The organism is Streptomyces viridosporus, from assembly GCF_002078235.1.
Taxonomy (GTDB): domain Bacteria; phylum Actinomycetota; class Actinomycetes; order Streptomycetales; family Streptomycetaceae; genus Streptomyces; species Streptomyces viridosporus.
Genome location: NZ_MSGP01000157.1, coordinates 1 through 12385, shown reverse-complemented (window position 1 = coordinate 12385; position 12385 = coordinate 1). Strand labels below are relative to the sequence as shown.

11 protein-coding genes are annotated in these 12385 nt (G+C 71.5%); 4 read left to right on the top strand and 7 right to left on the bottom strand.

Annotation, left to right across the window (positions count from 1 at the left end; all coding sequences use genetic code 11):
* Nucleotides 1-66: 66 nt before the first annotated feature.
* A complete protein-coding gene (locus tag B7L92_RS12260) occupies nucleotides 67-549 on the bottom strand; it encodes an ATP-binding protein (protein WP_081237455.1) in 483 nt (160 codons plus the stop codon).
* A 154-nt stretch (nucleotides 550-703) separates the two neighbouring features.
* On the opposite strand from B7L92_RS12260, the gene B7L92_RS12255 reads away from it, so the two are divergent.
* The 3 genes from B7L92_RS12255 (at nucleotide 704) to B7L92_RS12245 (ending at nucleotide 3785) form a co-directional block, all read left to right on the top strand.
* Nucleotides 704-1588 (top strand): helix-turn-helix domain-containing protein, encoded by an 885-nt coding sequence (locus B7L92_RS12255; RefSeq protein WP_081237454.1) that lies wholly within the window; start codon nucleotides 704-706, stop codon nucleotides 1586-1588.
* Nucleotides 1585-1794 carry a DUF397 domain-containing protein gene (locus B7L92_RS12250; protein ID WP_081237453.1) on the top strand — a complete coding sequence of 70 codons (210 nt, stop codon included), beginning with the start codon at nucleotides 1585-1587 and terminating at the stop codon, nucleotides 1792-1794. Before B7L92_RS12255 ends, B7L92_RS12250 begins: the two co-directional genes overlap by 4 nt.
* Before the next feature lie 92 nt (nucleotides 1795-1886).
* Nucleotides 1887-3785 (top strand): hypothetical protein, encoded by a 1899-nt coding sequence (locus B7L92_RS12245; protein ID WP_255310895.1) that lies wholly within the window; start codon nucleotides 1887-1889, stop codon nucleotides 3783-3785.
* 267 nt (nucleotides 3786-4052) lie between these two features.
* On the opposite strand, the gene B7L92_RS12240 is transcribed toward B7L92_RS12245, so the two are convergent.
* Nucleotides 4053-4247 (bottom strand): hypothetical protein, encoded by a 195-nt coding sequence (locus B7L92_RS12240; RefSeq protein ID WP_004983765.1) that lies wholly within the window; start codon nucleotides 4245-4247, stop codon nucleotides 4053-4055.
* Nucleotides 4248-4423: 176 nt separating this feature from the next.
* On the opposite strand from B7L92_RS12240, the gene B7L92_RS12235 reads away from it, so the two are divergent.
* Nucleotides 4424-6550: a S9 family peptidase gene (locus B7L92_RS12235; RefSeq protein WP_081237451.1), complete on the top strand. Its 2127-nt coding sequence runs from the start codon at nucleotides 4424-4426 to the stop codon at nucleotides 6548-6550.
* A gap of 149 nt (nucleotides 6551-6699) precedes the next feature.
* On the opposite strand, the gene B7L92_RS12230 is transcribed toward B7L92_RS12235, so the two are convergent.
* The 5 genes from B7L92_RS12230 to B7L92_RS12210 are packed head-to-tail and all read right to left on the bottom strand — an operon-like array spanning nucleotide 6700 to nucleotide 12254.
* Complete coding sequence (locus B7L92_RS12230; RefSeq protein WP_081237450.1) at nucleotides 6700-7746, bottom strand: ABC transporter ATP-binding protein; 1047 nt, start codon at nucleotides 7744-7746, stop codon at nucleotides 6700-6702.
* Nucleotides 7739-8722 (bottom strand): ABC transporter ATP-binding protein, encoded by a 984-nt coding sequence (locus B7L92_RS12225; protein ID WP_081237449.1) that lies wholly within the window; start codon nucleotides 8720-8722, stop codon nucleotides 7739-7741. The genes B7L92_RS12230 and B7L92_RS12225 overlap by 8 nt, the downstream gene beginning before the upstream one ends.
* Before the next feature lie 6 nt (nucleotides 8723-8728).
* Nucleotides 8729-9709, bottom strand: a complete 981-nt coding sequence (locus B7L92_RS12220; RefSeq protein WP_170102201.1) for an ABC transporter permease — start codon at nucleotides 9707-9709, stop codon at nucleotides 8729-8731.
* Entirely contained in the window at nucleotides 9702-10625 is a 924-nt protein-coding gene (locus B7L92_RS12215; protein WP_081237448.1) for an ABC transporter permease, read from the bottom strand. The genes B7L92_RS12220 and B7L92_RS12215 overlap by 8 nt, the downstream gene beginning before the upstream one ends.
* Before the next feature lie 6 nt (nucleotides 10626-10631).
* On the bottom strand, nucleotides 10632-12254 hold the full coding sequence (locus tag B7L92_RS12210) for a peptide ABC transporter substrate-binding protein (RefSeq protein ID WP_081237447.1): 1623 nt from the start codon (nucleotides 12252-12254) through the stop codon (nucleotides 10632-10634).
* Nucleotides 12255-12385 lie beyond the last annotated feature (131 nt).

Genomic DNA, 12385 nt, shown 5'->3' with positions numbered 1-12385 from the left:
GCAGCCGCGGGTCGCGGGCGGGGAGGTGGGGCTCGGCAGGGTCCTTTCCCTGGCGCTCTTCGCCCTTCAATCGCCGACGGCACCGGAACGTGAGGGGCCGGGTTCCGGCGGGGTGAAGCCGAGTTCGGCCCAGACGGTCTTGCGCGGGAACCGCCCTTCGGTCACTCCCCAGCGGTCGGCCAGCGTCTCGACGAGCAGCAGACCCCGGCCCGACTCGGCCAGGGCGTCGGGCGCCTGGGGCGCGGGCAGCCGGTCACCGCGCGTGTCGGTGACCTCGATGCGGAGCGTGGCGCCCACCACGTAGAGCGTGAGGCGGAAGCTGCGGCCGGGCAGACGGCCGTGGGTGGCCGCGTTGGCCGCCAGTTCCGCGACGACGTGGCTCGCCCTCTCGTACGGAAGCCCCCAGCTCCGGAGCGCGTCCACCGCGAGCAGGCGGGCGAGGCGGGCACCGCGCGGAGTGGACGACAGCAGCACGGTGAAGTTGCGGACCTCGCCGCTGGGTTCGGGGCGGGCCCCGGGGTCGGCGATTTCCTGAATTTCCTGATTCACGTCACTCAGGGTGGCCGACCGGACGTACCGTGACGTGTGATCGCCCCGCTACGTAGAGCAACGGTCCGAGGCTTGTCCGGTGCTGTCCGGACTGTCGACGCGGCTCCCGCCGGCGGGGCCGAACGGTACGACGCGGCACTACGGAGGGGCGCGCATGTCGGTGAACGGTGAGGCGGTGCGGGTCAGGACCGAGGCGGATCAGACCGACGAGCCGGGCTGGGAGGTGGACCCGGACGACGACTGGGCGCTCGCGGTGGTCGCCACCGTGGGACGGCAGTTGAGGCTCCGCCGGGAGGCGGCGGGGATGCGGGTCGGCGAGTTCGCGGCGGCGGTCGGGTACGGCGAGGACCTCGTCTACAAGATCGAGACCGGCAAGCGGATCCCCCGGCCCGAGTACCTGGACACGGCGGACGAGGTGCTGGGCGCCGGGGGCCTCGTCGCCGCCATGAAGGAGGACGTGAAGAAGGTCCGGTACCCGAAGAAGGTGCGGGACCTGGCGCAGATGGAGGCGCGGGCGGTCGAGCTTCAGCTCTACGATCCCTTGAACATCCACGGGCTGTTGCAGACGCCTGATTATGCGCGTGGGCTGCTTCTCATGAGGCGCCCCGCCTACTCAGCGGAGGAGGTGGAGCGGTTCATCTCCGCGCGTGTGGCCCGCAAGGCCGTCTTCGAGCGGGACCCTGCGCCTGAACTCAGTTTCGTCCTGGAAGAGTGGACGCTTCGGCGGCCACTGGGTGGGAGGACAAGGCTGCGTCAGCAACTGGAACACCTGCTTGAGGTCGGACAGTTGAGGAACGTCGAGCTGCAAGTGATGCCGATGGACCGCGAGGAGCACGCCGGTCTGGCAGGTGGCATCGAGGTGCTGAAGTTCGAGGACGGCTCGACGGTAGGGCGCTCCCCGGCAGTTGCCAACGGTCGACCGGTTTCCGAGCCCAGACAGCTCCGTATCCTGGAACTCCGGTATGGCATCATCCGGGCGCAGGCCCTCACGCCACGTGAGTCCGCCTCATTCATCGAGCAACTGCTGGGGGAGACATGAGCCGCAAGACCTCTTCCGGGGACACCTCCGACCTGGCGTGGTTCAAGAGCAGCTACAGCAGCAGCAGCGAGGGCGACTCGTGCGTGGAGATCGCCACTGAGCCCAGCACCGTCCACGTCCGTGACTCGAAGGACGTCGCGCGCCCTCACCTGAGTTTCGCCCCCGCCGCCTGGGCCGACTTCGTGCCGTACGCGGTCGAGGGCTGATCCGGCCTCCCCGACCGCCCTCCCTCGGAGAACCGTGTGAGCACTGAACCGGTGTGAGTCGTCCGGACCCCGCGTGTGGCCATAATGCGCGGGTGTCCAGACCTCCTGTGCCGTTGTCCGCCGAGCACATACCGCCCGGCACCGCCGACTGGCGGACTCCCGAAGCCCAGCGCTGGCTCACCGCCGTGCCCGCACGGTGGGCCCACCCCCTGTGGGCGCTGCTGGCGTTGGTCGCCTCGCTGGTGTGGGACGTGGTCGCGGTTCCCGCCGCCCTCTGCACGTCCGCCGACCCGTGCGGCACCGACTGGCTGGGCCTCGGAACAGCCGTCGTGCTGGTGCTGACCCTGTACTGGGTGTGGCGGCAGCCGCGGTTCGCGCTCGCGGGACTGGCGGCCGTGCTGGCGGGGTTCGCCGCGGATGGCGGCTTCGCGGCGGCGCTCGATGAGCCGTCCGCGCTCATGTTCCTCGTGGCCGCCGCGTTCACCGCCGCCGGGCTCGTCCACCGGCTGGCCGTCGCCGGGCGGCAGCGGTCACTGGCCCTGGAGGCGGCCGGGCCGGTCGCACAGCCGCTGCCCGCCGCCGCGCGGACGTTCCGCCGGGGCCGGCTCTCCTTCGCCCTGGCCGCGCTGCTGCTGGCCGTCGCCGGGTTCGGCTGCTGGCAGGCCCAGCAGGTCGCCGACGCGTACGAGGAGCGGGCCGCGGGCGCCACCCACCTGTCAGGACGGGTCACGGCCCTGGAGCAGGACGACGACGGCGTCGACATCCTCAAGGTGGAGGCCGAGGGGCGTACCCACCGCTTCGAGACGGCCTTCCCCGAGGACTTCCCCGTGGACAGCCGGGTCGACATCGTCGTGGACGGCGACTGGGCGGCGCTGGTCGCGGAGCCGTACGACGCCTTCGGCTGGGAACTGCTGGTGCTGGGCGGCTCCGTCGCGGGGCTGGCGTTCCTCGTGAACGGCGTGGACGGGCTGACGCGTGCGAAGCGGCTGCGGCGCGGCCCGCTGCCGGTGCTGCGCGTGCTGGTGCGCGAGGGTCACGACGACGGCCGCACCTGGGTGTTCGCGACCGACGACCCGGAGGGCCTCCGGCCGGTCCTGCACTTTCACTCGCTGTACGCCGTCGAGGACGAAGACGAGGATGACGCCGAGGACGAGGACGAGGACGGCCCCGACGCGGACGACGACCCCGCGGCCGCCGTCGAACTCGGCAAGATCGCGGAGATCCTCCGGGGCGAGGACCCCGCCCCAGCGCTGCGGGAGGCCGTCCTGTACGGCGCCCCCTACGCCGGCGCCGAAGTCGCCTTCGTCTCGCGCGACGACGCGGACGACCCCGAGGTGTCGGTGGAGTGCAGCGTCACCGCGGTGAAGCCGGCCGTCCCGGGGCTGGTGGAGCGCGGGCCGCAGCGCCGTAAGCGGAAGAACCTGCGGCGGCCCGTCGACGAGATCGCCGTCGGCATGACGCCCACGGCGGGCCCGCGGGTGTGGACGGCGCACGGCTTCTCGCGTGCGGTGGGCCTCGGTCTGCTGCTGGTGCAGGGCGGCGGCATCTGGGCCGCGCTCGACGAGGGGCCGTCGTGGAGCTGGCTGTGGCTGGTCGTGGGTCTGCCGTGGCTGGTGACGGCCGTGGCGACGGCGCTCACCTGGCGGATCACCGCCGACCGTGACGGGTTGTGGGTGACCGGGGCGTGGCGCGTGCGGCGGGTCCCGTGGGACGTGATCACGTCCGTGCGGCACTCCGACGACGGCATCCGCGTCGGCCGGGCCAGGGACTCCTCCGTCGATCTCTCCCCCACCGGCTGGGCGTGGCTGGAGCGCCGCCTGGGCCGTGAGCCGCGTGCGGAGCGCGTCGTCGAGGAGGTGGGGGCGCTGCTGCTCCGCCCGGAGTTGCGGCCGCTGGAGGAGGCGCCGACAGGTCGGCAGGGCATGCCGGTCGGGCCGCCGTTGGTGGCCCTGTCGGTGCTGTGGGGCGCGGCGGTGCTGCTTCTGCTGTAGACCGGACCGCAGGCAGGGCGGTGACCCGGCCCCGGGTCTCGCTCGGCACGGAGCGGACGCGCGCCCACCGCGTGGGGGGCACCGCATGCCGCCCCTCGGCCCCCGACCTCACCGGATCCGCCGATTCCGCCGATTTCGCCGAGCCCGCCGAATCCGTCGGGCATACGGGGCCCGATGCGGGGCACCCGGACGACGGGACGGACGGGATGGTGGACTCCGGCCGGGGCCCGGGACTTCCCTCGGGCTCCGGCCGGAAGACGCGGCGCGTCAGAACTTGATGCTGCCGATCATCCCCGCGATGTTCGAGGTGAGCTCGCTGATGGTGGGTGCCACCGTCGACGAGGCCAGGTAGAAGCCGAGCAGCATGCAGACGACTGCGTGCCCGGCCTTCAGACCCGACTTCTTGATCAGCAGGAAGACGACGATCGCCAGCAGCACCACCGCCGAAATCGAGAGTGCCACGGCGGCTCACCTCCAAGGATCCCAAGGCGCGGGGGTAGGAATATGGGGGCAGTTGCAGTTCACGCATGAGCCAGCAGGTTCATACCCACTATGCGCTAACGATCATAACTATCCGTACGTGCGCATCGGTCGGCGCACAGCCGCACAAGGGGGCGCATGGCCAATATGGTCAGGGCATGACGACCGAGGCTGACTCCTTCCCCCGACGGCACGCCCGCACCCAGCGCTTCACGCTCGGCGCGCCGCGTTCGTTCACCGTGGCGCCCGACGGCTCACGTGTCGTGTTCCTGCGCTCCGGTTCCGGTACGGACCGGGCGAATTCCCTCTGGGTCCTCGACACGGAAGGGGGCGGGGAACGCGTGGCGGCCGACCCGCGTGTCCTCCTGGGCGGGGCCGCCGAACACCTCTCCGCCGAGGAGCGGGCACGGCGCGAACGGAGCCGCGAGGGCGGTGCCGGCATCGTCGGCTACGCCACCGACGCGGCCGTGGAATGGGCGTCTTTCGCCTTGTCAGGGCGGCTTTTCACGGCCGAACTGCGGGCCGGGACGGCGCGTGAACTGCCCGTACCGGGGCCGGTGATCGACCCGCGGCCGTCGCCCGACGGGCGTCACGTCGCCTACGTCGCCCGGGGTGCGCTGCGGGTCGTGGCGGCCGAGGGGACGGGCGACCGCGCGCTCGCGACCCCCGAGGCGGAGGACGTCGCCTACGGTCTGGCCGAGTTCGTCGCGGCCGAGGAGATGGGGCGTTCACGGGGCTTCTGGTGGGCTCCGGAGTCGGACCGGCTGCTGGTGGCGCGGGTGGACGACACGCCGGTCGAGCGGTGGTGGATCGCCGATCCCGCCCACCCGGGGCGTGAACCGAGCCGTGTTGCCTACCCGGCGGCGGGCACCGCGAACGCGGACGTGAGGCTGTTCGTGATCGGGCTGGACGGGGTGCGCACGGAGGTCTCCTGGGACCGGGCGCGCTATCCGTATCTGGCACGAGTGCACTGGTCAGCGGCGGGTGCTCCACTGTTGCTGGTCCAGGCGCGCGACCAGCGCAGCCAGCTGATCCTGGCCGTGGACCCGGACTCCGGGGCGACCCGGATGGTGCACGCCGACGAAGATCGAAATTGGCTGGAACTTTTCCCCGGGGTGCCGTGCTGGAGCCCCTCCGGGCAGCTGGTGCGGATCGCCGACGAGGGGGGTGCGCGGCGGCTGGTGGTCGGGGAACGGCCGTTGACCGGAGCGCAGTTGCACATCCGCGCCGTGCTGGACGTCTCCGCCGACGACGTGCTGGTCTCCGCGTCCGCGGGCGAGGAGGCGGCCGATCCGGGGATCGGCGAGGTGCACGTCCACCGGGTGAACGAACTGGGCGTGGAGCGCCTCTCGGAGGAACCCGGCGTCCACTCGGCGGTCCGCGCCGGCGGGGTGACCGTGCTGGTCTCCGCGACCCTGGACCGGCCAGGTTCCCGGGTGCGGATCCTGCGTGACGGAAAAGCGACGGCGACTGTCCCCTCGTACGCCGAAGACCCCGGTATGTCCCCTCGGGTGACCCTGACACAGGGGGGCGCACGCCGAATTCCGTGCGCCGTGCTTATGCCCCGGGACTACGCCGGTGACACTCCACTGCCGGTCCTCATGGACCCCTACGGCGGTCCGCACGGGCAGCGGGTGCTCGCCGCCCACAACCCGCACCTGACCTCGCAGTGGTTCGCCGACCAGGGCTTCGCGGTGGTGGTCGCCGACGGCCGCGGCACCCCCGGCCGCTCCCCCGCCTGGGAGAAGGCCGTCAAGGACGACGTGGCCGCGACCGTGCTCCAGGACCAGGTCGACGCGCTCCACGCGCTCGCCGCGGACTTCCCGCTCGACCTGGGCCGCGTCGCCGTCCGGGGCTGGTCCTTCGGCGGCTACCTGGCGGCCCTCGCGGTGCTGCGCCGCCCGGACGTCTTCCACGCGGCGGTGGTGGGCGCCCCGGTCACCGACCTGCGCCTGTACGACACCCACTACCAGGAGCGCTACCTCGGCCACCCGGGCGAGCAGCCGGAGGTCTACCGCCGCAACTCGGTGATCGACGACGCGGGCCTGGTCGACGCAGCCGAACCGCACCGCCCCATGATGATCATCCACGGGCTGGCGGACGACAACGTGGTGGTCGCCCACTCGCTGCGCCTGTCCTCGGCCCTGCTGGCGGCCGGCCGGCCCCACGAGGTGCTGCCCCTGTCCGGCGTCACGCACATGACCCCGCAGGAGGAGGTCGCCGAGAACCTGCTCCGCCTCCAGCTCGACTTCCTCAGGCGCTCCCTGGGGCTCGACGCGGGCTGAGCACGGCGACGGGCCGGGGCGACATGGCGCGCCCCGGCCCGTTTACGGCACCCGCACGGCCGTACGTCGTCCAGCTTCGCCCGTCCGTGTATCGGGACGACTTCCGTGGAGTTGCGCGTCCGTTAACGCGGTCGACCCGGTCCGTACGGCTACGCCGGTCCCCCGCGGCGCTCCTGCGGCACCACCTTCCTCTCCTCCGCGAAGTGGCAGGCCGAGGCGTGGGCGGCCGGGCCGCCGGCCGCCCGGAACTCCTCGGGGACCGCGAGGAGCGGGACCTCCACGGCGCAGCGTTCCCGGGCCTTGAAGCAGCGGGTGCGGAAGCGGCAGCCGGAGGGGATGTCCGTCGGGGACGGGACGTCGCCGCTGAGGAGGATCCGCTCGCGGCGCTCCCGGGCGGCGGGGTCGGGCACGGGGACGGCGGAGAGCAGCGCCTGGGTGTAGGGGTGCGTGGGGTGGTCGTAGATCTCGGTGTCCGTGCCGGTCTCCACGATCCGCCCGAGGTACATCACCCCGACCCGGTCCGAGATGTGCCGCACGATCGACAGGTCGTGCGCGATGAAGACGTAGGCGAGCTCGAACTCGGACTGCAGCCGGTCCATCAGGTTGACGACCTGGGCCTGGATGGAGACGTCCAGCGCGGAGACCGGTTCGTCGGCGACGATGATCTCGGGGCGCAGCGCCAGTCCGCGGGCGATGCCGATGCGCTGGCGCTGGCCGCCGGAGAACTGGTGCGGGTAGCGGTTGACGTACTCGGGGTCGAGGCCGACGACGTCCAGCAGGTCCTGGACCCTCCTGCGCCGGTCGCCCCGGGGCGCCGCCTCGGGGTGGATCTCGAAGGGCTCCCCGATGATGTCGCCCACCGTCATGCGGGGGTTGAGCGAGGTGTAGGGGTCCTGGAAGACCATCTGGATGTTGCGGCGGACGGCCTTCAGCGCCCGGCCGGACAGCCGGGTGATGTCCTCGCCCTTGTACCGGATCGAACCGGCCGTCGGCCGCTCCAGGTTGACCAGCATCTTCGCGACCGTGGACTTGCCGCAGCCGGACTCGCCGACGATGCCCAGGGTCTCCCCCCGCCCGAGCGTGAAGTCGACGCCGTCGACCGCCCGTACGGCGCCGACCTGTTTGCGGAACAGCACGCCCCGGGTCAGCGGGTAGTGCTTGACCAGGTTCTCGACCTGGAGGATCGGCTCAGCCATCCAGGCACTCCCTCCAGAAGTGGCAGGCGCTCCTCCGGGCGGCGTCCGTCCCGGTGACCTCGTACAGCGGCGGCACGTCGGTGCGGCACACGTCGCGGGCCATCGGGCAGCGGGGGTGGAAGGCGCAGCCGGGCGGGACGGCGGTGAGGTTGGGCGGCAGGCCCTTGATGGCACAGAGCTCCCGGCCCTTGAGGTCCAGGCGCGGGATGGAGTCCAGCAGGCCGCGGGTGTAGGGGTGGGCGGGTGCCTTGTAGAGGTCGTGCACCGGCGCCGACTCCACGATCCGGCCCGCGTACATCACGGCGATGCGGTCGGCGACGTCGGCGACCACGCCCAGGTCGTGGGTGATGAGGACCAGGCCCATCCGGTACTCGCGCCGCAGTTCCGCGAGCAGTTCCATGACCTGCGCCTGGACCGTGACGTCGAGGGCGGTGGTGGGCTCGTCGGCGATGATCAGGGCCGGTTCCAGGGCCAGCGCCATCGCGATCATGATGCGCTGGCGCATGCCGCCGGAGAACTGGTGCGGGTACTGCCCGACCCGCTCCCGGGCGGCGGGGATGCGCACCCGGTCCATCAGCTCGACGGCCCTCGCCCGGGCGTCCTTCCTCGACATGCCCCGGTGCACGACGAACATCTCGCCGAGCTGGTCGCCGACGGAGAGCACGGGGTTGAGCGACGACAGGGCGTCCTGGAAGATCATCGCCATCTCGGCGCCCCGGATCCTGCGGCGCTCCTCCTCCTTGAGCTTCAGCAGGTCCCTGCCCTGGAAGAGGACCTCGCCGCCGGTGATCCGGCCGGGCGGCGTGTCGAGGATCCCCATGACCGCCTGCGCGGTCACCGACTTGCCGGAGCCGGACTCGCCGAGCACGGCCAGCGTCTCGCCCGCGTCCACGGCGAAGTCGACCCCGTCGACGGCCTTCGCGATCCCGTCCCGGGTGCGGAACTCCACGTGCAGGTCGCGCACTTCGAGCAGCACGGCGGCTCACCTCAGCTTCGGGTCGAGGGCGTCGCGGACGGCGTCGCCGAGCATGATGAACGCCAGGACGGTGATCGCGAGGGCCCCGGAGGGCCACAGCAGCGCGTGCGGGGCGTTGCGGATGTACGGGGAGGCGGCGGAGATGTCGATCCCCCAGGAGACGCTGGGCGGCTTCAGCCCGACGCCGAGGTAGGACAGGGTCGCCTCCAGCGCGATGTACGTGCCGAGCGCGATGGTGGCGACGACGATGACCGGGGCGACGGCGTTGGGCGCGATGTGCCGCAGCAGCAGCCGGGAGGGGGAGGCGCCCAGCGCCCGCGCGGCCTGGACGTAGTCGTTCTGCCGGACGGTGATGACGGAGCCGCGGGCGATGCGGGAGATCTGCGGCCAGCCGAGCAGCACGATGAACCCGATGACCGGCCAGACGGTGTTGCTGGTGATGACGGACAGCAGCACCAGCCCGCCGAGGACGACCGGGATGGCGAAGAAGACGTCGGTGACGCGGGACAGGACCGAGTCCCACACCCCGCCGAAGAAGCCGGCGAGCGCGCCGAGGACGCTGCCGAGGACCGCGACGCCGAGCGTGGCCAGGACGCCGACCGCGACGGACGTGCGGGCGCCGTAGACGGTGCGGGTGTAGACGTCGCAGCCCTGGCCGTCGAAGCCGAAGGGATGGCCGGGCTGGGGGCCCTCCTGGGCCTTGGCCAGGTCGCACTTGAGGGGGCTGCCGGAGGTGATCGCCGAGGGCCACAGCGAGATGAGGACCAGGAAGCAGATCACCAGGGCGGAGACGAGGAAGACGGGGTTGCGGCGCAGGTCGCGCCAGGCGTCGGACCACAGGGAGCGGGGCTTGCCCCGCGGTTCGGTGCCGGCCGTGCCGTCCGGCACCCGCTCGAGGGCCTCCGCCTCGCCGACGCCCAGGTCCATGGTGCCGCCCGTGCCGGTGCCCGCGAGGGCGCGCTCGGGTTCGTACTGCTGGTCAGACATAGCGGATCCTCGGGTCGAGTACGGCGTAGAGGAGGTCGACGACGAGGTTGGCGACCAGGAACACCAGCACCAGCACGGTCACGAAGCCGACGACGGTCTGGGTGTTCTGCCGCAGGATGCCCTGGTAGAGCTGGTAGCCGACGCCGTGGATGTTGAAGATCCGCTCGGTGACGATCGCGCCGCCCATGAGGAAGCCGATGTCGGCGCCGATGAAGGTGACCACGGGGATGAGGGAGTTGCGCAGCAGGTGCCGGGTGATGACCCGGCGCCGGGGCAGGCCCTTGGCGACGGCGGTGCGGACGTAGTCGGAGCGGCGGTTCTCGGCGATGGAGGTGCGGGTCAGCCGGGTGACGTAGGCGAGGGAGACGGAGGCCAGCACCAGGCCGGGCAGGATCAGCTCGTCGAAGGGCGCCGCGGAGGAGACCGAGGGCCGGATCCAGCCCCACTTCACCCCGAGCAGCAACTGCAGCAGCAGGCCGGTGACGAAGGTGGGCACGGAGATGACGACGAGGGTGAACAGCAGGACGCCGGTGTCGACGGGACGGCCCCGGCGCAGCCCGGTGACCACGCCGAGGGTGACGCCGACGACGATCTCGAAGAGGATCGCGATCAGGGTCAGCCGGACGGTGACGGGGAACGCCGTCGCCATCAGCTCGGTGACCTCCTGGCCGTTGAACGCCGTACCGAAGTCGCCGGTGAAGACGTTCCCCATGTAGGTCAGGTACTGCCGCCAGACCGGCTCGTCGAGGCCGAACTCCGCCCGCAGCCGGGCGGCGGTCGCCGGATCGCAGCGGCGTTCGCCGCACAGGCCCGCGATGGGGTCGCCCATCACGTTCACCATGAGGAAGATCAGCAGCGTGGCCCCGACGAACACCGGGATCATCTGGAGCAGACGCCGGACGACGTAGCTCCCCATGGCGGATCAGCTCACCTTGATCTGGTCGTACACGGGGACGCTGAACGGGTTGAGCGTGACGTCGGACAGCCGGTCGGACCAGCCCGCGCTGCCGTTCTGGTACCAGAGCGGGATGGCGGCCATGTTGTCGCGGACGACCTCCTCGGCCTGCTGGAACAGGGCGACGGCCCGGGCGTTGTCGCTCTCCCGGTTGGCCCGGTCGACACGGTCGTCGAAGTCCTGGTTCGACCACTTGCCGTCGTTGGAGGAGGCGTTGGTGTAGTAGAGCGGCTGGAGGAAGTTCTGGATGAGCGGGTAGTCCATCTGCCAGCCGGCGCGGAACGGGCCGGACATCTTCTGCTCGGTGATCCGGCCGCGGAAGTCGGCGAAGGTGCCGACCGGGTTGCCGGTGCAGGCGCGCTCGTCCTCCAGCGCGTTGTTGATGGAGTTGCAGACGGCGTCGACCCATGCGCGGTGGGAGCCGGTGTCCGCGTTGTAGGTGATGGTCACCCGGCCGCCGGGCAGGCCGCCGCCCTCCTGGATCAGTTTCCTGGCCTCGTCGGGCCGGTACTCGCAGGCCTCGCCGCACAGGCCCGCCTGGAAGCCGCCGTCCTTCCCGAGCACCGGGGAGGTCCAGTCGGTGGCGGGGGTGCGGGTCCTCCGGAAGATGGTGTCGGTGATCTGCTCGCGGTCGATGGCCATGGACAGGCCCTTGCGGACCTTCTCCGAGCCGGGCTTGTTCCAGGCGTCGTCGTAGTAGGGGAAGGCGAGGGTCTGGAGGATGCCGGCGGGGGTGTTGAGGTAGCGGTCGCCGAGGTCGTTCTTCACGTTCTTCAGCTGGGCCGCGGGGACGTCGTCGACCAGGTCGAGGTTGCCGGCCATGAGGTCGGTGTAGGCGGTGTTGCTGTCGGTGTAGACCTTGAGGTCGACCCCGCCGTTCCGCGCCTTGTCGGGGCCGGGGTAGTCCTTCCACGTGCGCAGCGACATCTGCGAGCCGCGCGCGTACGAGTCGACCAGGTACGGGCCGTTGCCGATCGGCTTCTTGACCCAGGCGTCGTGGTCGTCGAAGAAGGCCCGGGGCAGCGGGGCGAAGGCGTTGTAGCCGAGGGTGTCGGGGAAGGTCGAGAACTTCTGGGTGAGCTTGACGGTGAAGGTGCGGTCGTCGACGACCTTCAGGCCGGAGAGGGTGTCGGCGCCCTGCTCGCCGCTCTCCGGGTGGACCCGGTCGTAGCCCTCGATGTAGCCGAAGAAGTAGGCGTTGCGCTGGTTGTTCCTGAGGCTCGCGCCGTAGTTCCAGGCGTCCACGAAGGACCGGGCGGTGACCTTCTCGCCGTTGCTGAAGGTCCAGCCGTCCTTGACGGTGATGGTGAAGTTCTGCGAGTCCGGGGTCTCGATGCTCTCGGCGAGCATGTCCTGGGCCTCGCCGGTCTCCGGGTGGTAGCGCTTCAGGCCCCGGAAGATCATGTCGAGGACCTTGCCGCCCTGCACCTCGTTGGTGTTGGCCGGCTCCAGCGGGTTCTGCGGGTCGCCCCAGGAGGCGCTCAGCACGGCTCCGGCGTCCCCGCTCCCGCTCCCGCCTCCGCAGGCCGTCGCGGCGAGGGCGAGGGCCACCGCACAGACGGCCCGTCCGGCGTGCGTGGCTCCGCGCATGGAGTGCCTCCTCGTCCGTGCGCCGTGGCGCGTGACCTTTACGCCACTATCGGCACAAAGGGTGCATCACGCACATGCACGACGTCTGTACGGGGACGACTCCAGCCGTCTGTACGCATGAATCCCCCGGG

Coding starts and splice junctions, on each gene's coding strand:
- B7L92_RS12255 (WP_081237454.1), top strand. CDS start 704: ATGTCGGTGAACGGTGAGGCGGTGCGGGTCAGGACCGAGGCGGATCAG.
- B7L92_RS12250 (WP_081237453.1), top strand. CDS start 1,585: ATGAGCCGCAAGACCTCTTCCGGGGACACCTCCGACCTGGCGTGGTTC.
- B7L92_RS12235 (WP_081237451.1), top strand. CDS start 4,424: ATGACGACCGAGGCTGACTCCTTCCCCCGACGGCACGCCCGCACCCAG.
- B7L92_RS12230 (WP_081237450.1), bottom strand. CDS start 7,746: ATGGCTGAGCCGATCCTCCAGGTCGAGAACCTGGTCAAGCACTACCCG.
- B7L92_RS12220 (WP_170102201.1), bottom strand. CDS start 9,709: ATGTCTGACCAGCAGTACGAACCCGAGCGCGCCCTCGCGGGCACCGGC.
- B7L92_RS12215 (WP_081237448.1), bottom strand. CDS start 10,625: ATGGGGAGCTACGTCGTCCGGCGTCTGCTCCAGATGATCCCGGTGTTC.
- B7L92_RS12210 (WP_081237447.1), bottom strand. CDS start 12,254: ATGCGCGGAGCCACGCACGCCGGACGGGCCGTCTGTGCGGTGGCCCTC.